Raw genomic sequence first — 22591 nt, 5'->3', positions numbered from 1 at the left:
TCACCGGTTGTGCGCGGTGTGCGTCGCCTCGATCTGCTTCCAGGACTTCGGCTCCGCCTGCGGGGCGGCCGGCGCCGCGCGCAGCGCGCCCGCCCTGGGGGCCGCCGCCGGCGCCGCCGGCTTGGACGCGGTGAAGAGCCAGGTCTGGAAGAGCGGCCCGAGCTTCTTGCCGGAGAGCTTCTCGGCGAGCTGCTGGAACTGGGCGATGGAGCCGTTGCCGTACCGGTGCTGCGTCGGCCACTCCTTGAGCAGGGTGAAGAACGCCGTGTCGCCGATCGTGTTGCGCAGCGCCTGGATGGCGAGCGCGCCCCGGTCGTAGACGGCGTTGTCGAACTGGTTCTCCGCGCCGGGATCGCCGGGCTTCACGGTCCAGAACGGGTCGTCGGCCGGGTGCTGGTCGTAGACCCAGTCGGCGAGCTCCTGCGTGGTGCCCTCGCCCTGGTACTCCGACCACAGCCACTGTGCGTAACTGGCGAAGCCCTCATTGAGCCAGATGTCGGACCAGTGGGCGACCGAGACGCTGTCGCCCCACCACTGGTGCGCCAGTTCGTGGACGACGAGCGAGGGGTTCGAGCCGGCCGCGAACTGCCGGGGGCTGTAGAAGACCCGGCCCTGCGTCTCGATGGCGTAGCGCGTGGGCACGTTCGGGACGTAGCCGCCTGCGGCGCTGAACGGGTACGGGCCGAAGTACTCGCTCTCCCAGTCGATGATCTCGCCGGTGCGCTCGACGCTCGCGCGGGCGGCGCCGTCGTTGTCGCCGAGGTCCTTGCTGTAGGCGTTGATGACGGGCAGCCCGTTGGCGGTGGTGCTGGTGGTGATGTCGAACTTGCCGACCGCGAGCGTGGCCAGGTACGTGGCCTGCGGCTTGTTCTGCCGCCAGTTGTAGCGCGTCCAGCCGATCTTCGAGGTCTGCGAGACCAGCACGCCGTTGCTGATCGCCGCCGTGCCGTCGGGGACGAGCACCGAGACGTCGTAGGTGGCCTTGTCCAGCGGGTGGTCGTTGCTGGGGAACCACCACCAGGCGGATTCCGGCTCGTTCGCGGCGACGCCGCCGTCGGGGGTCCGCTGCCAGGACGTGAAGCCGTAGCGCTTCACCTTGCCGGGCACGCCCGAGTAGCGGACGACGACGGTGGCCTGCTGGCCCTTGGCGAGCGGGGTGGCCGGGGTGATCTCCAGCTCCTGCTCGCCGCTGGTGGCGAACTTCGCGACCCGGCCGTTGACCCGGACCTCGCTGACGTCCAGCGCGAAGTCGAGGTTGAAGCGGGTCAGCCCCTGGGTGGCGGTGGCCAGCAGGGTCGCGGTGCCCTCCAGCTCGTCGGTGGCGGGCTGGTACTTCAGCCGCAGGTCGTAGTGGGACACGTCGTACCCGCCGTTGCCGTACGTCGGGTAGTACGCGTCGCCGATGCCGGGCGCGCCCGGTCCTGCGTCGGCGGCGGATGCCGGGATCGCCAGCAGCAGGCCGGCGGCGCTCACGGCCGAAACGATCGCTCTCTTACGCACAGGGGTCCTCCAGCGCGGGGTGAGTTCGGACACCCCGACCCTAGGAAGCGGCTGTGGTCCCAGCCACCCCTTCGCCCCCCGCTGTCTCAAGACGTTCACCGCGCGCAACACAACGTCTCAAAACACCGCCCGGCGACCACCCGCCGTGATCCCCGCTCAACCTGTTGTCAACGCGGCCTTCATCATCGCCTTCGCGATCGGCGCCGCCAGCCCGTTCCCGCTGACCTCCGAGCGGGCCGCGTCCGACTGCTCGACGACCACGGCGACCGCGACCCGGTGGCCCTTGCCGTCGTCGGCGTAGGAGACGAACCAGGCGTACGGCGTCCCGCTGTTGTTCTCGCCGTGCTGGGCGGTGCCGGTCTTGCCGCCGACCTCGATCCCGCTGATCTTCGCGTTGGAGCCGGTGCCGTGGTCCACGACGTTGACCATCGCCTCGCGCAGCTTCCGCGCGGTGTCCGCGCTGACCGCGCGCGTGCTCTTCCCGTCCGGGTAGGACTGCAGCACGGCGCCGTTGCCGTCGGTGACCTGCGAGACCATGTGCGGGCTCGCCAGCTCGCCGCCGTTGGCGAGGGCCGCGACGACCATCGCCATCTGCAGCGGGGTCGCGGTGTCGTCGAACTGCCCGATGCCGGACAGGGCGGTCTGCGCCGCGTCCATGCCCTTCGGGTAGCTGCTCTTGGCCGCGCGCACCGGAACGTCCAGGTCGGCGGTGTTGAAGCCGAACTTCTCGGCGGTGGCGCGCACCTTGTCCTGGCCGAGGTCGACGGCCATCTTCCCGAAGACGTTGTTGCAGCTGTACTGGAGCGCGACGTTGATGCTCGCGTTCTCACAGGGCGCGGAGGCCGACTCGTTGACGAGCTTCCGCGAGGAGTTCGGCAGCGGGTACGGGTTGGGGCTCTTCGTCGGCTCGTCGATCGTCGGGTAGAGCCCGTTCTCCAGCGCGGCCGCGGCGACCACCAGCTTGAACGTCGATCCCGGCGGGTACGCGGCGCGCAGGGCCCGGTTGAGCATGGGCTGGTCCTTGTCGGCCTGCAGGGCCTGCCACGCCGAGCCGTCCGCGTTCGAACCGCCCGAGATCTTCGAGGGGTCGTAGCTGGGGGTGCTGACCATGCCGAGGATCCGGCCGGTCGCCGGGTCGAGGGCGACGGCCGCGCCCTTCTTGTCGCCGAGCCCCTTGAAGGCGGCCTCCTGGACGGCGGGGGCGATGGTGGTGATCACGTCGCCCGGTTCTGCGGCCTTGCCGGTGAGCGCGTCGGGCAGGCTCCCCAGCCGCGGGTCGGTGCCGCCCAGGACGCCGCGGTAGATGCCCTCGAGCTGCGTGGCGCCGTAGACCTGCGAGCTGTAGCCGGTGACCGCCGAGTACAGGCCGCCGCCGGGGTAGGTGCGCTTGTAGCGCAGGTCCCCGCCGCTGGTCGTGGTGGAGCCCGTCACCGGCTTTCCGCCCACGACGATGTCCCCGAGCGGGTTCGCGTACTGCGCGATGATGTTCCGCCGGTTGTGCTGGTCGTCCGCGAGCGCCCGGCCGTCCACCGCCTGCACCCACGTCACCCGCACCATGACCGCGAGGACGAGCAGGAGGCTGAAGACCGACGCACGCCTGATTGTCTTGTTCATCCCCTGCAAGAACGCTTCCGGGGGATGCGTTGGTTCCGGCGGGTGAGCACAGGTTCCCCACAGGTCGCGGCTCACCTGCGGAACGGTCCCGCTCTGTGAGGATCGCCACCGTGCGCACCCTGCGAGGACATCAGTGGCCGCTGGTCGGCTGGCTCGTCGTCGTCTGGGTGCTGCTGTGGGGCAGCGTCACGGCGGCGAACGTGATCACCGGGGTGGTCGTGGCGGTCGTGCTCTGCCTGGTCTTCCCGCTGCCGCCGCTCGGCCTGGGGCTGCGGATTCACCCGGTCGGCCTAGTGCGGTTCGCCGCGCTCTTCCTCGTCGATCTGACCGCCTCGGGGCTGCGGACCGTCCGGCAGGTCCTGTCCCCCGGCCCGCTGCCCTGCGCGGTGCTGGCGGTCCGGCTGCGCTGCCCCGGCGACCTGATGCTCACGGCCACCGCGATCGCCGTCTCGGCGGTGCCCGGCAGCGCCGTGCTGGAGGTCCAGCGCTCCACCGCGACGCTGTTCGTGCACGTCATGGGCGCGGACAGCGACGAGGCCAGGGACGGGGTGCGCCGGCTGGAGACGCTGGTGGTGCGCGCCTTCGGCACCCGCGCGGAGATCGCCGCGCTCGATTCTGGAGGCACGGCGTGAAATGGGTCACCGGGGCCGTGCTCGGCCTGCTGATCGCGGCCGGGGTGATGGTCTTCGTCCGGCTGGTGCGCGGCCCGTCGATGCTCGACCGGGCGGTGGCGGTGGACGCGCTGCTGGCCGTCGTCGTCGCGGGTCTGGGCGCGCAGGCGGCGGCCGACCGCACCCCGTACTCGCTGCCGGTCCTGCTGGTGCTGGCCTTCCTCGGCTTCACCGGCTCGGTCGCCATCGCCCGCTTCATCGCCTTCCGGGACGAGGACGCGTCATGAGCCGGAGGACGCGTGGGCGGGGGGACGCCATGAGCGGGGGGACGCCATGAGCTGGGGATCCGCGTGCGACTGGGTCGCGGCGGTGTGCCTGCTGCTGGGCGCCGTGCTCTGCTGCGTGGCCGGGATCGGGCTGCTGCGGCTGCCCGACACCCTGACCCGGATGCACGCGGCGACCAAGCCGCAGGTCCTGGGGCTGCTGCTGGTCCTGCTGGGGGTGGCGCTGCGGCTGCGCTCCTGGGTGGACCTCGGCACCCTGGTGCTGATCGGGACGTTCCAGCTGATGACGGTGCCAGTGGCGGCGCACCTGGTGGGCCGTGCCGCGTACCGCACCGGGCAGGTGCGCACCGACCGGCTGGTCCTCGACGAGCTGGACGACCACCTGACGCGACCCGGCCCCGACTGAGCCGAGCCGGTAGGTTCGGTATGTGAGAAATGCGAGGATCGTCGGCGCGCTGCGGTCCCTGGAGGAGAGCGTCCTGTCCCGCCAGGGCATGGGGCTTCCGCTGCTCGCCATCGCCGTCGTGTCGGTGACGGACCTGGCGGCCGGCCGGGACCACTACATCGGGCCCGGCATGGTGGTCGCCCCGGCACTGGCGTCCATCACGACGACCTGGCTGCGCACCCTGCTCGTCGCCGCCCTGGGCCTCGCCTCGCAGGTGCTGCTCGCGCCGTACAACGGGGTCGTGGAGATCCACGACTGGGTCCTGCTCACCGGCCAGTTCACCACCTACCTGGTGGTGAGCCTGTTCAGCGCCTACATCGCGTGGCGGCGCGAGACCGGGCAGCGGGCCTTCAGCGCGATCACCTCGGTCGCCGAGGCCGCCCAGCGCGCCCTGCTGCGGCCCCCTGGCGACCGGGTCGGCGACGTCCGGCTCGCCGTCCGGTACGTCTCGGCGGCGGACGCGGCCCAGATCGGCGGCGACCTGTACTCCGTCCTGGACACCCCGCACGGCGTGCGCGCGCTCATCGGCGACGTGCGCGGCAAGGGCCTGGACGCCGTGCAGACCGCGGCGGTGGTGCTCGGCGCGTTCCGCGAGGCCGCGTACGACGAAGGCGGGCTGACCCGGGTCGCGCAGCGCGTCGAGGCGAGCGTGCAGCGGCATGTCGGCACCGGCGAGTTCACCACCGCCCTGTTCGTCGAGTTCGACGGCCCCGGCTCCGTCGACCTCCTGCACTACGGCCACGTGGCCCCGCTGCGCGTCGCCGCCGACGGCACGGTGACGACGCTGGACCCGCCCGACCCGTGGGTGCCGCTGGGCCTGGGCGCGCTGGTCAAGGGCGTGCCCGCGGCCTGGCAGGCACCGCTCTGCGGCACGGACGTGCTCGTGCTGTGCACGGACGGGGTGATCGAGGCCCGCAGCGCGCAGGACGGCTCCTTCTACCCCCTCGCCGACCGGGTCGGCGCCCTGGTGGCGGGGCTGGCGCAGAACCTGGAGACGGCCGTCGAGCGGGTCTACGCCGACCTGCTGCGCCACGCGGGCGGCTCGCTGGGCGACGACGTCGTCCTGCTGCTGCTCGCGCCCGCCGCCCCGACTCCCCTGCCGCCCACCGCCTGAGCGGGCGCCGCCCGGGGCGTGGCCGGAAGCATCGCACTGAGTACTCACGCAATGACGTCTCGTCAAGATGCCCTAGCGGCGGGGCGTTCGCCTGTTCTAGGGTTGCTACGCGGCCCCTGGACCCCGGTCCGCTCCAGGCAGAGCCCAACCGGGCTCCAGCGCCTCCGATTCTGCAGGACGTGGACCGGCGTCATGGCGAAGCTTGCGGCGATCTCGCGACTCCCCCTCTCCGACCCGCGGCGATCGACTCTCGATCTCTCCTGGACGTTCTCGCTGCACCGCGCCCCGGGCAGCGACGATCTGGCCGCCAGGATGACGTGTGCCGCGCTCGACACCCTGGGGCCGTACGGCGAGGTCAGCGCGCAGCTGGCGGATGCGATCACCCTGGCGTGCGGCTACGTCGTCGACCACGGGTTCGCGCACCGCTACCGCGTGACGCTGGGGGTCGACGGGGCGCGATGTACGGTCTCGGTCACCGACTACGGCTACGACAAACCGCTCACGGTCCCGCCCGCCCCGCCGCATTCGTACGCCGCGACCGCCCTGTGCCAGCGGCTCGCCGACCACGCGGAGAGGGGTGCGCACATCGACGGCGTCCAGGTGCACCACGCCGTCGACGGTGCCGTGCTGATCCGCTTCCGCGCCCTGCTGCCCGACTCCGCGGCCGAGGCCGCCGAGTCCGCCCCAGGGCTCCCCCAGCCACCCCCGGCCGCGCCGGACCACTCCCGCAGTCCAGGCGCCCGAGGGTGAGATGCGCCCGGCCGGCTGCTCCGGGGGGAGCGGGTTGCCGGCCGGGCGCCGCACCGAAGTCCTGCCGAACCCCGCCGATCAGCCCTGGTGCGAGCCGGTCAGGGCGGCGAAGACGACCACGTTCGCGGAGTACGCGCGCTTCTCGCGGTCGAACGTGCCGCCGCACGTGATCAGCCGCAGCTCCGGCCGGGTGCCCGCGCCGTAGACCCGGTCCGCGGAGAAGTGGTCCTTGTCGACGACCTCGACCCCTTCGACGGTGAACTCCGCGACGGAGCCGTCCGCCCGCCCGATCTCCACCGCAGCGCCCCGCGTCACGGTGCTCAGACCGTAGAAGACCGCGGGCCTGGTCTCGGTGTCCACATGGCCGACGAGCAGGGCGGCGCCGGCCGCGCCCGGCGCCGGGCCGCCGCGGAACCAGCCCGCGACGTCCGGGGTGCTGTACGGCGGCGGGTCGACCGCGCCGTTGGCCAGGCCCCGTTCGACGATGCGGGCGTGCAGCCCGATCGACGCGATGTCCAGCCGCAGCGGCCTGGAGTCCGCCAGCGGGGTGTGCGGGGCGTAGACCTCCGGCGGGCGCTCCTCGGCTCCGGCGGTCGGCTGGGCGCCGCGCCCGACCGGTTCCGTTCCGCCGCCGGGGTCACCCAGCACCCAGGCGGCGAAGAGCACCAGCCCCACGGCGACCGCGACCCAGGTGCGGCCGCCGACCGGGGTACGTTCCTCGTCCGGCACCGCGGCCTAACCGTCGCGGCGTCGGCGGTACACCGCCACGGCCGCGAACGACACCGCTGCCGCACCGCCGATGGCCAGCACCGAGGCGTTGCCGGGGCCCGCTTCCGCGGGGCCCGCGGCCAGCTGCGCCGCTCCGCCGCCGCCGGCCGGGACCGGGGCCGTCGGCCAGAGCGGCTCGGGCCGCACGGGCTTGACGGGCTTCACCGGCTCGACGGGGTTGACGCTGTTGATGATGACCACGCTGCCCTCGGCGGCGTGGGTCTTGCCGTCGCACTCGACGGAGACGGCGTAGGTGCCCGCCACCGCGTCGGAGCGGATGGACGCGTCACTGACCAGTCCGTCGCGCCCGTCCACCGGCGGCGCCAGCGTCACGGAACTCACGAAGACCTCGGCACTCGCCTTGGCCCGGTTCGCCGAGCGGCACGCGCTCTTCACGTGCAGCGTGATGACCGCGCCCGCCCAGGTCTTGCCCGGGGTGACGCTCACCGTCCCCGAGGCCGTCGCCGAAGTCTGGTCGGCGAATGCCGGGACAGCGCCACTGAGCATGAACAGAACGGCCGCACCGGCGGCTGCCGGTCGTCGGATATCTCGCATCGGGGGAACCTCCGCTCGGCCGGGTACGGCCAGCGGACCCGGTGCTTCGAACATCCATCCACGGGGGTTCCGCCGCACCCCGGACGGCGTTTGGTTACGCCATCAGGGGGTGCCGGTCACACAGGGTGCCGGAGCTCAGATCTCGTCGACCAGGTCCGCGATGGAGTTCACGACACGGGAGGGCCGGAAGGGGTACTTGTCGATGTCGGCCTTGGACGTCAGGCCGGTCAGCACCAGGAAGGTCTCCATGCCCGACTCCAGCCCGGCCAGGACGTCGGTGTCCATCCGGTCGCCGATCATGGCGCTGGTCTCGGAGTGCACGCCGATCGCGTTCAGCCCGGCCCGCATCATCAGCGGGTTCGGCTTGCCGACGAAGTACGGGTCCTTGCCGGTGGCCTTCGTGATCAGCGCGGCGACCGAGCCGGTGGCGGGCAGCGGGCCCTCGGCCGACGGGCCGGTCTCGTCGGGGTTGGTGCAGATGAAGCGCGCACCGCCGTTGATGAGCCGGATGGCCTTGGTGAGCGCCTCGAAGCTGTAGGTGCGGGTCTCGCCCAGCACCACGTAGTCGGGCTCGGCGTCGGTGAGGATGTAGCCGACGTCGTGCAGCGCGGTCGTCAGCCCGGCCTCGCCGATCACGTACGCCGTACCGCCGGGGCGCTGGTCGTCGAGGAACTTCGCGGTGGCCAGCGCCGAGGTCCAGATGTTCTCGACGGGCACGTCGAGACCCATCCGCGACAGCCTGGCGTGCAGGTCACGGGCGGTGTAGATGGAGTTGTTGGTCAGCACCAGGAACGGCTTGCCGGACTCCCGCAGCCGCTTGATGAAGGCGTCGGCGCCGGGGATCGGCGTGCCCTCGTGGATCAGCACCCCGTCCATGTCGGTGAGCCAGGATTCGATCGGCTTGCGATGCGACACGGGCGTGTTCTCCTGTCCAGGTGTACGGCTGCGCTGCTCAGCCTAGCCGGGGCGCACGGCGTACGCCCCGGCCGTCTCAGCCGCTGATCAGCCACGGCACGGTTTTCCCGTCAGCTGCCCGTCGCCTTCTTCCAGGCGTCGACGTACGTCGTCAGCTCGGTGTTCACCGTGACCCAGTCGGGCGTGAAGATCTCGACGCCGGACATGATCGCCTTCAGCTTGGCCGCGTTCGCGTCGGTGGCCGTCACATCGGTCCGCGCCGGGAAGCCGCCGCCGATCGAGGAGACCTCCCGCTGCACCTCGGGGGTGAGCAGGAAGTCCAGCAGCTTCTTGCCGTTCTCGGTGTGCGGGGCGCCCTTGACCAGGCCCGCCGCGTACGGGAGGGCGAAGCTGGTGGGCTTGCCGCCGGAGTTCGGGGCGGGGAAGAAGATGCCCTGGTTCGGCATGGTCCTCATGTCGGCGTAGTTCATCTGCACGTCGCCGTTGGCGACGTGCAGCTCGCCCTTGTCGACCTTGGGCGCGAGCGCGCCCGTCGACTTCGAGGGCCCGACGTTGTTGGTCTGCAGCTTCTTCAGGTACGCCATCGCCGGCTCCAGGCCGCCGAAGTCGTGGATCGCCTTGATGACGACCGCCGTGCCGTCGCCGGCGACGCCCGGCGTGGAGTACTGCAGCTTGCCCTTGTACTTCGGGTCGAGCAGGTCGTCCCAGGTCTTGGGTGCCGCCTTCAGCTCCTTGGTGTTGTAGATGAAGCAGAAGTAGTTGTTGACGACCGAGGTCCACTTGCCGGCCGCGTCCTTGTCGCCGGCGGCGACCTTCTCGGAGCCGGCCGGCTTGTACGCCTCCAGCAGCCCCTTGCCGTCGGCCTGCTGGATGAACGGCGGCAGGGTGATGACGACGTCGGCCTGGGTGTTGGACTTCTCGCGGACCAGGCGCTGCACCATCTCGCCCGAGCCGCCCTCGACGTACTTCACCTTGATGCCGGTCCTGGCGGTGAAGTCCTTGAAGGCCTTGTCGTAGAAGCCGGAGCCGTCGTCGGCCTTGAGGCCGTCGGCGCTGTAGACGGTGATCTCCTTGGCGTCACTCGCGGCGGAGTCGCCGCCGCAGGCGGTGAGCGAGCCGGCGAGGACCAGAGCGCAGGCGACGGCGGCGAGCGGGGTACGGCTGGGTGCGGGCATGGCGGATCGATCTCCTTGCTGGGTGAGGGAAGGGCGAGGGGTCGGTGCGGTGGGGTCGGGGGGTGCGGTCAGCGGTAGGCGGCCCGGGTGCGGATCCGGCTCACGCCGAGCAGGACGACGAGCGTCGTCACCATCAGCACCACGGCGAGGGCGGCTCCGGAGAAGAGCGAACCCCGGTCGGTGGCACCGAAGATCTTGACCGGCAGCGGGAGCCAGTCGGGCGGGTAGAGCATCATCGTGGCGCTCAGCTCGCCCATCGACAGGGCGAAGCAGAGGCCGGCCGCCGCGGTGAGGGACGGCAGCAGCAGCGGCACCTTCACTCGCCACAGCACGTACCCGGGACGGGCGCCCAGGCTCGCCGCGCTCTGCTCGTAGGCGGGGTCCAGGCGTGCCGCGGCGGCCGTGACGGACTGGTACGCGAAGGCCGTGACCAGCACCGCGTGGGCGAGGACGACGATGCCGCGGGTGCCGTTGAGCAGCAGCGGCGGCTTGGAGAACGCCACCAGCAGGGAGAGCCCGACCACCACCGACGGCACCGCGACCGGCAGCATGAACAGCGCGTCCAGCGCCCGCTTCGAGCCGCCGCGCAGCCCGTCGGCGGCCAGCGCCGCCCAGCCGCCGACGACCAGCGCGAGCACGCTCGCGGCCAGCGCGGTGACCAGGCTGGTGGTGAGCGCGTCCAGCGACTCGCCGCGGGTGATGTCCTGGTAGTGCGCGAGCGTCGGGCCGGAGGGCAGCGCGCCGCTCCAGTTCGTCGCGAAGGACGCGAGGGCGATCACCGCGAACGGCAGCGCGAACAGGGGAAGGAACAGGACGAGGAAGACGGTCCACACGGCCCACCGGCCGCTGCGGCTATGCACCAGCACGGCGGCCTCCGGCGGCTGTTGTGGCGACGACGAAGCGGTACAGCCCGTAGAGGGCGACCGACAGGACGATGTTGACGACCGCGACGACGCAGGCGCCGGTGTAGTCCGACTCCAGGATCGCCTTGCCGTAGACGAGCATCGGCAGCGTGGTGACGTCCTTGGCCCCGGTGAAGAGCACGATGCCGAACTCGTTCAGGCACATCACCAGCACGAGGCTGCCGCCCGCCGCGAGCGACGGCAGCGCCTCCGGCAGGATCACCTGCCGCACGATCCGCGGCGCCTTCGCGCCGAGCGAGGCCGCGACCTCGATCTGCGCGGTGTCGACCTGGGAGAACGCGGCGAGCAGCGGGCGCATCACGAACGGCGTGAAGTAGGTGATCTCCGCGAGCAGGACGCCCCAGGGCGTGTGCAGGAAGTCGACGGGGCCGCTTGCCGCGCCGGTCGCGTCGGTCCACAGGCCGTTGGCCATGCCGGCGGTGCCGTAGACGAAGAGCAGGGCGAGGGTGATCAGGAAGGAGGGGAAGGCGAGGAAGACGTCGATGAAGCGGCTGAGGGCTTTGCCGCCGGGGAAGGGGACGAAGGCGATGACGAGCGCGAGCGCGAAGCCCAGGACCAGGCAGCCGGTTGTCGAGCCGACGGCTATCCAGATGGTCGTCCAGAGCGCTGTGCGGAAGCCCGTTTCGGCGAAGACCTCGGTGTAGCCGGAGAGGTTGTGCCCGCCGCCGCCCGTTTCCGGGGTGAACGACTGCTGGACGACGAGCGCGAGGGGGTAGAGGAACGCGAGCGCGAGGGCCGCCACGGGTGGGAGCGTCCAGAGCCAGCGGGTCGTGTGCTGCCGTCTGGGGGGTCGGCGCCGCGGCGGGGCGTCTCCTCGGGAACCAAACGCGCGTGTCGTCTTCGCAGTTTCGGTCGGATTCGTTTGATTCCCTGCGGGGACGCCCTGCCCCGTCCCCTCCTGCGCCGTCTCCATCGTCAGGTCAGTCATGGGTCGGGGCTCCTACCCCTGCGGGCAGCAGTACGGTGTCCTCCGCGTCGAAGGCGAGGGTGATCTCCGTGCCGGGCTGCGGCGGCTGCCGCAGGTCGCCGACGTCCGCGCGAAGCTCGTGGCCGTCGGCGGCGACCAGCAGGCGGTGGGTCGAGCCCCGCCACTGGACGCCGGTGACCTTGCCGCGGAGCGTGTTGGCGCCGTCGTTGTCGGCCGCTGCCAGGCGGAGGGCGTGCGGGCGGACGCACAGCGTCGCCTCGGCGCCCTCGGCGGCGCCCTCCGGCAGTTCCGCGGCGCGCAGCACCGCGTCGCCGAAGTGCACGGCGCCCAGGGCGCCGACCCGCACCGGCAGCAGGTTCGCGCTGCCGACGAAGGAGGCGGTGAACTCGGTGCGCGGGCGCCGGTAGAGGTCCTGCGGGGTGCCGCAGTCCTGCAGCCGCGCCTTGTCCATGACCGCGATGCGGTCGGCGAGGGTGAGCGCCTCGATCTGGTCGTGGGTGACGTACAGGATCGAGACGTCGGGCAGTTCGCGGTGCAGCCGCGCCAGCTCGGCGAGCATGCCCGAGCGCAACTGCGCGTCGAGCGCGGACAGCGGCTCGTCGAGCAGCAGGACACCGGGGCGGATGGCGAGCGCGCGGGCGATCGCGACGCGCTGCTGCTGGCCGCCGGACAGCTCGCGGGGATAGCGCCGGGCGTAGCCGGCCATCCCCGTCATCTCCAGTGCCTCGGCGACCCGGCCGGGGATCACGGCCCGGGGCGCGCGCTGCGCCCGCAGGCCGAAGGCGACGTTCTGGTCGACGCGCAGGTGCGGGAAGAGGGCGTACTGCTGGACGACCATCCCGATGCCGCGCCGGTGCGGCGGCAGGTCGGTGACGTCCTGCCCGCCGATCAGCACCCGCCCGGCGGACGGCCGCACGAAGCCGGCGACCGCCCGCAGGGCGGTGGTCTTGCCGGAGCCGGACGGGCCGAGGAGGGCCAGTACCTCGCCCGGCTCGACGGTGAGGTCGAGCGCGTCGAGCACCGTCAGGTCGCCGTACCGGACGCTGACGTGGTCGAAGCGGATGCCGCTGCGCACCGCGCGCGGGGTCCGGGCCTCCTCGGGCCCGCCCGGCTCCGTACTCATCGCTGCCGCCCCGCCCCGGTGGCCGCCGTGAGCCCGGCCAGCGCGTCCGGGAGGTCCGCGACGGAGGCCAGGACGTGGGTGGCGCCCGCCTCGCGCAGCGCGGCCTCGTCGTGGGCGCCGGTCAGGACGCCGGCGACCAGTGCGGCGCCGGAGCGCCGTCCGCAGAGCATGTCGTACGAGGTGTCGCCGGCCACGGCGATCTCCCGTACGTCGTCGGCCGCCCCGGTGCGCAGCAGGGCGGCGAGCACCAGGTCGGGGTACGGGCGCCCGCGCCCGGCGTCGGCCGGGCACAGGGTGAGGTCCGCGATGTCCCGCCAGCCGAGCGCGTCCAGGATCGCGTCCTGGGTGGTGCGCGAGAAGCCGGTGGTCAGCACGACCGTGCGGCCGTCGGCGCGCAGCCGTCCGATCGTCTCGGCGGCGCCGGGCAGCGGTGCGCAGCGTCCGCCGTCGACCAGTTCGGCGTAGGCGGTCTCGAAGGCCGCGTTGCCGCGCTGGGCGGTCTCCTCGTCGCCGAAGAGCGCGCGGAAGACGGTGATCTTCGATTCGCCCATCGTCGCGCGGACGTAGTCGAGCTTCTTCTCGTGGTCCGCGCTGCCCGGCTCCACCCCGAGGCGCTCGGCGGCGCGCGAGAAGGCCTGCTCCACGAGGCCGCCGTCGGCGACCGTGGTCCCGGCCATGTCGAGCACGACCAGTCCGATGCCGTGGTCCGTCAGGTTCGTCATGTTCGTCATCCCTTTCTCACCAGCCCAATGCGTCGGCGGTCGTCTCACCGATCGCCGGGGAACACGTCATGCCGCGCCCGCCGGGCCCGGTGACCAGCCACACGCCGTCCAGCACCTCCTGGCGGTGCACCACCCGCGCGGTGTCCACGCACTGCGCGTACACCCCGGCCCAGCGGCGCGCGATGCGCGGCAGCGGCCGGCCGAGCAGCTGTGCGGCCCGCTCCAGCAGGTGGTCGTACGGGTCCTCGACGACGTCGAAGTCGAAGGCCTCGTCGTACTCGTGGGTGTCGCCGATGGTCAGCCCGCCGTCGAGGCGCTGGACCATCAGCAGCTGCATCCGGTGCGCGGCCGCCACCGGCGGCTGCGGCTGTCCGGCGCGCAGCGCGTCGAGCGCGGCGCCCTCGTACGCCGGGTAGTAGCGGAAGCTGTCGGCGTCGGCGACGGAGGTGGTCAGCCGTTCGCCCAGCGGTTCGGTCTGCGCCATCTGCAACCGCACCCGGCGCACCGGCAGTTCGGGAGCGAGTTCGCGCACCAGCCCGGAGAGCCAGGCCCCGGTGGCCAGCACGACGCTGTCGCCGCGGTGCGTCTGGCCGTGGTCGTCGCGGACCGTGCCCGGTCCGACCTCGCGGACCTCGCGGCCGGGCAGGAACGTGTAGCGGCCGGTCGCCGCCAGGTGCTCGCGCAGCGCGGGCAGCGCGACCCGGGACTCGACGGCGGCGTCCCGCTCGCACAGCAGGGCCCCGGCGATGTCGCCGCGCAGCACCGGGTTGTGCTCCCGGGCGGCGGCGGCGTCCAGCCACGTGAAGCCGCGCTCGGCGGCGTCGGGGCGGGCGATCACCTCGTCGGCGACGGCCCGCTCGGCGGCGGTGCGGACCACGGTCAGCGAGCCGTTGGCGCGGAAGCCGGTCCCCGGCACCTTGGCGCCGATGTCCTGCCACAGCTCGCGGGCCCGCAGCGCGGTCCGCAGCTCCTCGCCGGCCGACCGGCCGCCGACCCAGACCAGGCCGAAGTTGCGGACGGAGGCGCCGCGGGCCTCCCGCTCGCGTTCCAGGTGGACGACCTCATGGCCGCGGTGGACGGCGTGCCAGGCGTGCATCGTGCCGAGCGCACCGGCGCCGACGATCAGGACTCTCATGGGGCCCAAAGGTGCTCGGGCGTTCGGAAGCGTTCGTATCTCGGGCATGAACCGATGGTGAACAGCCCAGCAAGCTTTGGACTAGACCCGTTATCGTTTCGTGATCAAACTGCGGGCACGGGCCTCGCCGAGGGACGGCTACTCCTTCGACATCTGGGTGGTGAAACTGAACCGGTCGCCGCGGTAGAGCGAGCGCACCCGCTCGACCGGCGCGCCCTCCGCGTCCCGGCTCGTCCGGTGCAGCAGCAGCATCGGCAGCGCGGGCGGCGTGCCGATCAGCAGCGCCTCGCGCGGTGACGCGAGCACCGTCTCGATCCGCTCGTCGGCCGAGACCAGCTCCACGCCCAGCCGGTCGCGCAGATAGGCGTAGAAGGACGAGTCGGGGGCGAAGTCCCGCTCCAGGTCCGGCAGCCGGGCCACCGACGTGTAGGTGCTCTCCAGCCCGACCCGCTCGTCGTCGGCCAGCAGCACCCGCTCCATGTGCCAGACCTGCTCACCGGCCGGCATCCGCAGCTCACCCGCCAGCACCGGATCGGCGGCCAGCTTCTCCAGGGTGATCAGGGTGCGGCTCGGGACCCGGCCCTGCCGCCGGACGCCCTCGGTGTAGCTCGCCAGCGACAGCGGCTGCTCCAGCTTCGGCCCCGCCACCACCGTGCCGCGCCCCTTGCGCCGCACCCGGCCCTGGATCAGCAGCTCGCGCAGCGCCTGCCGCACGGTCTCCCGCGCGACTTCGAACGTGGCCGCCAGCTCCCGCTCGGTCGGCAGCAGTCCGCCCTCGCCCAACTCGTCGAGCACGGCCTCCAGCCGGGTCTTCACGGCGTAGTACTTGGGCACCCGGCCGTGCTCGGGCACGCCGGACCTGATCGGGGCGCGGGGGTCTGTCACGGGTCCGATCCTCGCAGAACGCGGCGGCCCGCCGTCCGTCAGCCGACCACCGCGCCGCCGAACACCGAGGCCAGCACGAGCAGCGCGGCGCCGTCGGCCACCACCCGGGTGCCGCCGGGGGCGACCGAGACCGGCACCGTGCGCCCCGCGGAACGCGCCGTGCGCTCGGTCAGCACCGCCGCGACCTCCCGGCCGAACAGCTCCTCGTCGGCCAGCACCGTGCGCCCGCCGAGCACCACCCGGTCGATGTCGAGCAGCGAGACGAGGTTGGCGGCGCCGACGCCCAGCAGGTACGCGGCGCCCGCCGTGTCCCCGCGCTCGACCGCGGCCAGGCACATCGCCTCGATGCAGCCGCGGTTGCCGCAGCCGCACAGCGGACCGTCCAGCTGCACCACCTGGTGCCCGAACTCGCCCGCGCCGGTGCGCTCCCCGCGGAAGATCCCGCCGTCCAGCACCAGCCCGGCGCCCAGCCCGGTCCCCAGGTGCAGATACGCGAACGAGCCGCCGCCCGCGCCCTGGCCGAGGACGGCGAGGGCCGCCGCGTTGGTGTCCTTGTCGACGACGACCCGCAGCCCGAGCCGCCGCTCCAGGGCGTCGCGCAGCGGGAAGCCGTCCCACTCCGGGAAGCCCGTGACGCGGTGCAGGACGCCGGAGGCGTGGTCGAGCGGGCCGGGGGCCGCGACGCCGACGCCGAGCAGGGCGGGGCCGGCGTCCAGCGCCCGCACCTCGCGGGCCACCGCTTCCAGCACCTCCCCGGCGGGGCGGCCGAGGTCGAGCCGGGAGGTGCGGGCCCGCACCCGCTCCCCCGACAGGTCGGCGAGGACGACGGTCAGCTCGTCGCGGTCCAGGTGCACCCCGGCGGCGTACCGCGCCCGGCGCACCAGCCGCAGCTCGGTGCGCGGCTTGCCGCCCGTCGACGCCTGCCGCCCGGACTCCTCGGCGAGCCCCTCGGCCCGCAGCCGGGCGGTGATCTTGCTGACGGCCTGCGGGGTGAGCCCGGTGCGCTCGGCCAGCTCCATCCGGCTGATGCCGCCGCTCCCGGACCGGGTGGCGGCACGCAGCAGGTCGAGCACCAGAGCGGCGTTGTGGTGCCGCAGCGCGGGCAGATTGGCCCCTGAGATTCCCCTGTTCACCCCTCCATTGTCGCCGGTGCTTGCTCTTTGGCAACACTGTTGCGAAAGTAGGGGGCATGAGTAGCTCCGCCACCCCCCTCCGCGTCGGACTGGTCGGCTACGGCCTGGCCGGCTCCGTCTTCCACGCCCCGCTCGTCGCCGCCACCGACGGCCTGGTCCTCGACACGGTCGCCACCTCGAACCCCGAGCGCCGCGAGCAGGCCCGCGCCGAGCACCCCGGCCTGCGCTTCGCCGACTCCCCCGAGGAGCTGTGGACCGGCGCCGACCCCGTCGACCTCGTGGTGCTCGCCTCCCCCAACCGCACCCACGTGCCGCTCGCCACCGCCGCCCTGCGGGCCGGCGTGCCGGTCGTCGTCGACAAGCCGATCGCCGGCACCGCCGCCGAGGCGTACGAGCTGGCCGCGCTCGCCAAGGACCGCGGCCTGCTGCTCTCCGTCTTCCAGAACCGCCGCTGGGACAACGACTTCCTCACCCTGCGCCGCCTGCTGGACGACGGCGAGCTCGGCACCGTGCAGCGCTTCGAGTCCCGCTTCGAGCGGTGGCGCCCGGAGCTCAAGGGCGGCTGGCGCGAGTCGGGCGACCCCGCCGAGATCGGCGGTCTCCTCTACGACCTCGGCAGCCACCTGGTCGACCAGGCCCTGACGCTCTTCGGCCCGGCCGTCCGCGTCTACGCCGAGTCCGACGTGCGCCGCCCCGGCGCCCAGGTCGACGACGACACGTTCATCGCGATCACCCACGCCGGCGGCGTCCGCTCCCACCTGTGGGCGAGCGCCACCACCGCCCAGCTCGGCCCCCGCTTCCGCGCGCTCGGCAGCACGGCCGGCTACGTCAAGTACGGCCTCGACCCGCAGGAGGCCGCCCTCCGCGACGGCCTGCGCCCCGGCCCCGCCGACTGGGGCACCGAGCCGGAGTCCGCGTGGGGCACCCTCGGCGCCGGCGACTCGGTGCGCGCGGTCCCGACGCTGCCCGGCGACTACCCCGCCTACTACGCGGCCGTCGCGGCCGCCCTGCGCGACGGCTCGGCCCCGCCGGTCACCGCGCTGGAGGCCGCCGCCGCCCTCGAAGTCCTGGAGGCGGCCCGGCTCTCCGCCCGCGAGGGCCGCACCGTGGAAGTGGAGGCCCGCGCGTGACCACCCCGAGCGACCTCGTCGCGGAACTCGAGGCGCAGGAGCGCGACCTCGTCCTCGCGCACTTCACCCACGACGACGCCTGGCGGCTGGGCTGCCTCCTGGTCGAGCTGGCGCGCGAGCGCTCGGCCCCGGTGACCATCGACATCCGCCGCGGGAGCCAGCAGCTCTTCCACTACGCGCTCGACGGCACCTCCCCGGACAACGACGCCTGGCTCGGCCGCAAGTCCCGCGTCGCGGAGCGCTACGGCGCCTCGTCCTACCTCGTCGGCGCCCGCTTCCGCGCCAAGGGCACCACCTTCGAGGAGTCCTCCCGCCTCGACCCGGACCGGTACGCCGCCCACGGCGGCGCGGTGCCGCTGCGCGTGGCGGGCGTAGGAGTCATCGGCACGGTGGCGGTCTCGGGCCTCCCCCAGGCGGAGGACCACGCCCTGGTCGTCGAGGCGCTGTCCCGCCTGGTGCGCGAGTAGCGCGGACCCTCCGGGGCGATGGCTCGCATTCGACTCGACCCCAGGTCGTGAACGCACGGAGGCCTGACCGGTTCAGGAGTTCGACGCGAAACCGCGGCCCGGGGGCGAGCGTAGTTCCGTCGCGCGCGGGTGCGTAGTCACGGCGCCACCAGCGCCGGACGTGTGCGTGCGTTGTACCGTGACGACGGCTGCGCCAATCAGGCCACGGGGGACGTCACGCAACGCGATCACGCTTCGGGTCCCGCTGTTCCATTCGCGGATTCCGGCCCGGGCGATGGCACCTGTTCGCGTGCCGTGTGCGCGCTGCGGAAAGCCCCCCGCCGCATGTCCAACGGGAGGGAAAACCATGAGCACGCACACGCCCCCGACGTACCCCAATGTCCTGAACTGGTTCAAGGGCGGTCCCCCCGACACCGCCGACATCGCCTCGGATCTCACCGACATGACGAAGGGCGCCGACTACCAGCGCCTGGTGTCGCACCTGCGGCTGCACGGTGAACTGGGCGCCTTCGAGTCCGCCCTGCGGGTGGCGTTCCCGCAGTTCACCGCCGGGGCACCGGCGTTCCCGATGCCCAAGGCGAACCTGATGGCCCTGGACCGTGCGACGCTGAAGGCGGCGGGGGTGTCCTGTCTCAGTGCCATCTCCCTCGGGACCCCGGAGCCGTTCAACGCCAAGTACTTCACGTGGAACGGCGGCAGTCTCTGCTACCAGGACGTGCCCGTCTTCTGCACCGTCGGCGGGGTGCGCAAGCGGGTCCTCGTCGGGAGCGGCGACAAGCTGTACGTCGCCGCCGCGGACTCCCCGTTGAAGGGCTGGCTGCGGCGCGGCACGAACGACGTGACGGTGGCGCAGATCGGCGGCGTCCAGCCCGACGGCCAGGAGAGCGGCTACAACGCGGTGAACGCGGACAGCAGCGTCAACTGGCTCTGCTCGTTCGGCGATCTCACGACGCCCAAGGGCCTGATCGACGCCATCTCGAAGAGCGAGGTCTTCGGGTCGATCGTGTGGATCGCCCCCTACGTCACGGCCGGGTGGGTGGCCTCGCTGATGCCGACGCTCTCCTTCAGGGGAACCATCGCGGTTCCGGGGGGAACGCTGACCGTCGGCCAGAACGTCCACTCCCCGACCGTGGTGGGCAGCGCGTGGGTGGAGGGCTTCGCCGGCCTGGACTGCAAGCAGGCGGACTTCCCGGTGTACTGGAAGGACAGCGTCGTCGCGCTGCTCTGCCCGAAGACGACGACGCACGCGGACTTCCAGCACACCGTCGTCTTCTGCGACTACCTGAAGGCGCAGAAGTGCTCCCCCGTCGGCAACCAGGGCACCAAGGCCGAGTTGGAGCGGCGGCTCCGACTCATCATCGGCGCGGACCCGAGCTACAAGGCGGTGCTGATCGCCCTGCCGAACATCCAGAAGTACTACCCGAGCGTCTTCTGACCCCGGGCACCGGCCGCCCGCGCGCACGGGGGAGGCCGGACCCGGGCCGGGCCCGGCGCACCCGCACGGTGCGCCGGTCCCCGCGCTCCGCACGGGTCAGGCGTCCGCCAGCACCTGCCGCTGGCGGCCCAGGCCGTCGATCTCCAGCTCCACCACGTCGCCCGCCCGCAGGTACGGCTTGGGCTCCGGCCGGCCCATCGCCACGCCGGCGGGCGTGCCCGTGTTGATGACGTCGCCCGGGTAGAGCGTCATGAAGTGGCTGAGGTAGCGCACGACCTCGGCCACCGGGAAGATCTGGTCCGCGGTGGAACCGTTCTGCTGCGGTGCGCCGTTGACCCACAGCCGCAGGCCCAGCGCCTGCGGGTCCGGGATCTCGTCGGCGGTGACGAGCCACGGGCCGATGGGATTGAACGTCTCGCAGTTCTTGCCCTTGTCCCACTGCCCGCCGCGCTCGATCTGGAACTCGCGCTCCGAGACGTCGTGGGAGAGGGCGTAGCCCGCGACCGCGGCCAGCGCCTCCTCCTGGGACGCCGCGTACCGGACCTTGCGCCCGATGACGATGGCGAGCTCGACCTCCCAGTCGGTCTTCACGCTGCCGCGCGGCACCAGGACGGTGTCGTCCGGGCCGACGACCGTGTCCGGCGCCTTCATGAAGACGATCGGCTCGGCGGGAACCGGCGCGCCGGTCTCCGCCGCGTGGTCGTGGTAGTTGAGACCGATGCAGACGATCTTGCCGATCCGGGCGAGCGGCGGGCCGACGCGCAGTCCGGCCGCGTCCAGCACGGGCAGGGATCCGTCCGCCGCGGCGGCGGCTATCCGGGCGAGCGCGGCATCGTCGGCGAGGAGTGCGCCGTCGATGTCGGCGACGGTGCCGGAGAGGTCACGCAGGATTCCGTCACCGTCCAGCAGGGCCGGAGCTTCCGCTCCGACGGGTCCGACACGCAGCAGTTTCACAGACGTACTCCTGTGGGGCGAGGGTGGTCATCCGATGTCTTGGCAGATCCTCCAAGTCTTCAGCCCGTCCCGCAAGCCCCTTTTCACGAAGTGGACTTCGCGGCATCCAGTGCCACATGTGGGGCACGCCGCGGCCGGGCCCGCTCCGCGGTGCTCCACGCGGTGGCGGTGGCCAGATAGAGCCCGGCCGCCAAGGGGACGCAGGCGGCGGTCCGCGGCGTGCCGAAGGAGAGCGGCGGAAGGATCTTCGTCGGCGCGCCGGTTCCGGGAACGGCACCGGGTGCCTCGGGCAGCGCGGCCGCCGGGACGGGACGGACCCGGTGGGCGCGGGCCTACGCCGCCGTCAGCGCCTCGTCCGCCAGGACCTCCTCGTCCGGGCGTTCGTCGGCCGGCGCCGGGACGGCGTAGGTGACGGCCAGCGCGACGGCCAGGTTCAGCGCCAGGGCGAGCAGCCCGGCGTTCACGCCCCACAGGGGGTCGCGGCCGGTGAAGACCAGCCAGCACACGAGCGTGCCGCCCGCCAGCAGGCCGCTGAGGGCGCCCGCGAGGGTCAGCCGGCGCCACAGCAGGCCGAGCAGCAGCATCGGGACGAGCTGCGCCATGCCCTCGTAGGAGATCAGCGACAGCCGCACCAGGGTGTTGGGCAGGGTGTACGTCAGCAGCAGGGCGAGCGAGCCCGCCGCGACCACCACCACCTGCGACCAGAGCTTCTGCCGGCCGGCCAGCCGCGGCACCGCGCCGAGCACGCTGCGGCCCCACATCGTGCCGATGACGAGCATGAACACCGCCATCGGCACGATGGACGACAGGGCCGCGGCCACCCCGATGATCCCGACGGCCCAGGCCGGCAGCGAGTCGGTGATCAGCTCGAACAGGGCGAGGTTCGAGCCGGCGCCGGTCAGGCCCGGCACGACGAACAGCGCCGCCATGCCCAGCAGGATCGGGACGAAGAGCAGCAGCTGGTAGAAGGGCAGCGCGATGGCGTTGCGGCGCAGCGCGTCCGCGTCGCGGGCGCTCAGGTAGCCGGCGACCGTCGTCGGGAAGATCACCACGGTCAGCGAGTTGAGCAGGCTCGTGGTGATGAACCAGCTCTGGCCCAGGCCCCCCGAGGTGTGCCCGGGGAACGTCAGCCACTGCTGCTTCTCCTCGGCCAGCCGCCGGAACAGCTCGCCGTAGCCGCCGAAGTAGTGGAACGGGACGTAGCAGGCGAGGAAGCCGAGGGTCGCGATGACCAGGACGTCCTTGAGGATCGACACCCACGCGCTGCCGCGCAGCCCGCTCACCACCACGAACCCGGTGGTGACGGCGAAGCCGAGGAAGTACGCCCAGTTCAGGCTGATCGCCCCGTACGAGATCGTCGAGACGACGACGCCCATGCCGGTGATCTGCAGCTGGATGTAGGGCAGCAGGCAGAGGGTGGCGAGCACCGCGACGAGCGCGCCGAGCCGCGGGCTGGCGTAGCGGTGGGCGATCATGTCGGCGATGCCGACCAGGTTGTGGCGGCGCGCGTAGGCCCACAGCATGGGGCCGACGACGTAGCCGACCGCGTAGCCGCACGACAGGTACGCCAGCACGTAGAGCACGGGCGCACCGAAGTTGTAGCCCCAGCCGGCCGCCCCCAGGTAGCTGAAGCTGGTGTAGCTCTCGCCCGCCATCAGCACCCAGATGAAGACCGGGCCGAGGCTGCGGCCGCCCACCGACCACTCGGTGAGGCCGCCCTGCGAGCCGCGCCCGCGGACGGCGAGCAGTCCCAGCGCGACGGTCGCCACCATGAAGGCGCCGAAGATCGACGTGGCGACGGCGGCGTTCACGAGCGCCTCCGCCGGTCGCCGCGGTAGGCCAGCCACACCGCGAGCGGGGTGGCGAGCGTGGCGACCGCCATCCAGAAGAAGAGGAACGGGATCCCGAACACCAGCGGGTGCACGCGATTCACCAGGGGCAGCACGCCGAGGTACAGCACATACGGCACGAGCAGCCACAGCAGATGACGTCGGTCCTTCAGCAGCTTGGGCACGCGGCCTGACC

24 protein-coding genes are annotated in these 22591 nt (G+C 72.7%); 8 read left to right on the top strand and 16 right to left on the bottom strand.

All coding sequences use genetic code 11. The annotated features are described in order from the left end of the window. Both ABZ721_RS07765 and ABZ721_RS07760 read right to left on the bottom strand, forming a co-directional pair. Complete coding sequence (locus ABZ721_RS07765; protein WP_358787699.1) at nt 1-1473, bottom strand: M1 family metallopeptidase; 1473 nt, start codon at nt 1471-1473, stop codon at nt 1-3. Nucleotides 1474-1656: 183 nt separating this feature from the next. After that, nucleotides 1657-3114 carry a penicillin-binding transpeptidase domain-containing protein gene (locus ABZ721_RS07760; protein WP_358787698.1) on the bottom strand — a complete coding sequence of 486 codons (1458 nt, stop codon included), beginning with the start codon at nt 3112-3114 and terminating at the stop codon, nt 1657-1659. Nucleotides 3115-3224: 110 nt separating this feature from the next. On the opposite strand from ABZ721_RS07760, the gene ABZ721_RS07755 reads away from it, so the two are divergent. The 5 genes from ABZ721_RS07755 to ABZ721_RS07735 all read left to right on the top strand — a co-directional run bounded on the left by ABZ721_RS07755 (nt 3225) and on the right by ABZ721_RS07735 (nt 6318). Then, complete coding sequence (locus ABZ721_RS07755) at nt 3225-3746, top strand: Na+/H+ antiporter subunit E (protein WP_358787697.1); 522 nt, start codon at nt 3225-3227, stop codon at nt 3744-3746. 47 nt (nt 3747-3793) lie between these two features. After that, nucleotides 3794-4012, top strand: a complete 219-nt coding sequence (locus ABZ721_RS07750) for a monovalent cation/H+ antiporter complex subunit F (RefSeq protein ID WP_358787825.1) — start codon at nt 3794-3796, stop codon at nt 4010-4012. Nucleotides 4013-4058: 46 nt separating this feature from the next. Beyond that, on the top strand, nt 4059-4415 hold the full coding sequence (gene mnhG / locus ABZ721_RS07745) for a monovalent cation/H(+) antiporter subunit G (RefSeq protein ID WP_358787696.1): 357 nt from the start codon (nt 4059-4061) through the stop codon (nt 4413-4415). 22 nt (nt 4416-4437) lie between these two features. Next, a complete protein-coding gene (locus ABZ721_RS07740) occupies nt 4438-5568 on the top strand; it encodes a PP2C family protein-serine/threonine phosphatase (protein ID WP_358787695.1) in 1131 nt (376 codons plus the stop codon). Nucleotides 5569-5760: 192 nt separating this feature from the next. Further along, the gene (locus ABZ721_RS07735; protein WP_358787694.1) at nt 5761-6318 is read left to right on the top strand and encodes a hypothetical protein; all 558 of its coding nucleotides are present in this window, start codon (nt 5761-5763) and stop codon (nt 6316-6318) included. 78 nt (nt 6319-6396) lie between these two features. Here the strand turns inward: ABZ721_RS07735 and ABZ721_RS07730 are convergent, their stop codons facing one another. From ABZ721_RS07730 to ABZ721_RS07680, 11 genes are all read right to left on the bottom strand, one after another. Then, entirely contained in the window at nt 6397-7047 is a 651-nt protein-coding gene (locus ABZ721_RS07730; protein ID WP_358787693.1) for a class F sortase, read from the bottom strand. A 6-nt stretch (nt 7048-7053) separates the two neighbouring features. Then, nucleotides 7054-7593, bottom strand: coding sequence for a hypothetical protein (locus ABZ721_RS07725; protein WP_358787692.1), 540 nt, complete (start codon nt 7591-7593; stop codon nt 7054-7056). A gap of 183 nt (nt 7594-7776) precedes the next feature. Further along, a complete protein-coding gene (locus tag ABZ721_RS07720; RefSeq protein ID WP_358787691.1) occupies nt 7777-8556 on the bottom strand; it encodes an HAD-IIA family hydrolase in 780 nt (259 codons plus the stop codon). 110 nt (nt 8557-8666) lie between these two features. Then, on the bottom strand, nt 8667-9731 hold the full coding sequence (locus tag ABZ721_RS07715) for a 2-aminoethylphosphonate ABC transporter substrate-binding protein (RefSeq protein ID WP_358787690.1): 1065 nt from the start codon (nt 9729-9731) through the stop codon (nt 8667-8669). 68 nt (nt 9732-9799) lie between these two features. Next, the gene (locus ABZ721_RS07710; protein WP_358787689.1) at nt 9800-10597 is read right to left on the bottom strand and encodes an ABC transporter permease subunit; all 798 of its coding nucleotides are present in this window, start codon (nt 10595-10597) and stop codon (nt 9800-9802) included. Further along, nucleotides 10584-11567, bottom strand: a complete 984-nt coding sequence (locus ABZ721_RS07705) for a 2-aminoethylphosphonate ABC transporter permease subunit (RefSeq protein WP_358787824.1) — start codon at nt 11565-11567, stop codon at nt 10584-10586. The genes ABZ721_RS07710 and ABZ721_RS07705 overlap by 14 nt, the downstream gene beginning before the upstream one ends. A 7-nt stretch (nt 11568-11574) precedes the next feature. Continuing rightward, on the bottom strand, nt 11575-12705 hold the full coding sequence (locus tag ABZ721_RS07700) for an ABC transporter ATP-binding protein (protein WP_358787688.1): 1131 nt from the start codon (nt 12703-12705) through the stop codon (nt 11575-11577). Next, nucleotides 12702-13436 (bottom strand): phosphonatase-like hydrolase, encoded by a 735-nt coding sequence (locus ABZ721_RS07695; RefSeq protein ID WP_358787687.1) that lies wholly within the window; start codon nt 13434-13436, stop codon nt 12702-12704. Before ABZ721_RS07695 ends, ABZ721_RS07700 begins: the two co-directional genes overlap by 4 nt. A gap of 7 nt (nt 13437-13443) precedes the next feature. Continuing rightward, complete coding sequence (locus ABZ721_RS07690; protein ID WP_358787686.1) at nt 13444-14562, bottom strand: TIGR03364 family FAD-dependent oxidoreductase; 1119 nt, start codon at nt 14560-14562, stop codon at nt 13444-13446. Between the two features lie 138 nt (nt 14563-14700). Then, entirely contained in the window at nt 14701-15447 is a 747-nt protein-coding gene (locus ABZ721_RS07685; protein WP_358787685.1) for a GntR family transcriptional regulator, read from the bottom strand. A 38-nt stretch (nt 15448-15485) separates the two neighbouring features. Next, on the bottom strand, nt 15486-16580 hold the full coding sequence (locus ABZ721_RS07680) for an ROK family transcriptional regulator (RefSeq protein ID WP_358787684.1): 1095 nt from the start codon (nt 16578-16580) through the stop codon (nt 15486-15488). 56 nt (nt 16581-16636) lie between these two features. Here ABZ721_RS07680 and ABZ721_RS07675 point away from each other — a divergent pair, with 56 nt between their 5' ends. From ABZ721_RS07675 to ABZ721_RS07665, 3 genes are all read left to right on the top strand, one after another. Next, entirely contained in the window at nt 16637-17710 is a 1074-nt protein-coding gene (locus ABZ721_RS07675; protein WP_358787683.1) for a Gfo/Idh/MocA family oxidoreductase, read from the top strand. Next, complete coding sequence (locus tag ABZ721_RS07670; RefSeq protein WP_358787682.1) at nt 17707-18177, top strand: heme-degrading domain-containing protein; 471 nt, start codon at nt 17707-17709, stop codon at nt 18175-18177. The genes ABZ721_RS07675 and ABZ721_RS07670 overlap by 4 nt, the downstream gene beginning before the upstream one ends. Before the next feature lie 346 nt (nt 18178-18523). Continuing rightward, a complete protein-coding gene (locus ABZ721_RS07665) occupies nt 18524-19612 on the top strand; it encodes a hypothetical protein (protein WP_358787681.1) in 1089 nt (362 codons plus the stop codon). Between the two features lie 96 nt (nt 19613-19708). Here the strand turns inward: ABZ721_RS07665 and ABZ721_RS07660 are convergent, their stop codons facing one another. The 3 genes from ABZ721_RS07660 to ABZ721_RS07650 all read right to left on the bottom strand — a co-directional run bounded on the left by ABZ721_RS07660 (nt 19709) and on the right by ABZ721_RS07650 (nt 22580). After that, on the bottom strand, nt 19709-20566 hold the full coding sequence (locus ABZ721_RS07660; protein WP_358787680.1) for a fumarylacetoacetate hydrolase family protein: 858 nt from the start codon (nt 20564-20566) through the stop codon (nt 19709-19711). 332 nt (nt 20567-20898) lie between these two features. Then, a complete protein-coding gene (locus ABZ721_RS07655) occupies nt 20899-22377 on the bottom strand; it encodes a sodium:solute symporter family protein (RefSeq protein WP_358787679.1) in 1479 nt (492 codons plus the stop codon). Further along, nucleotides 22374-22580: a DUF3311 domain-containing protein gene (locus ABZ721_RS07650; RefSeq protein ID WP_358787678.1), complete on the bottom strand. Its 207-nt coding sequence runs from the start codon at nt 22578-22580 to the stop codon at nt 22374-22376. The genes ABZ721_RS07655 and ABZ721_RS07650 overlap by 4 nt, the downstream gene beginning before the upstream one ends. Between the last annotated feature and the right edge of the window lie 11 nt (nt 22581-22591).

The sequence above is a fragment of the Streptomyces sp. NPDC006733 genome, from assembly GCF_040636125.1.
In the GTDB taxonomy this organism is placed as follows: domain Bacteria; phylum Actinomycetota; class Actinomycetes; order Streptomycetales; family Streptomycetaceae; genus Actinacidiphila.
The sequence above is the reverse complement of the archived record's forward strand: the minus strand, read 5'-3'. Positions and strand labels throughout refer to the sequence as shown.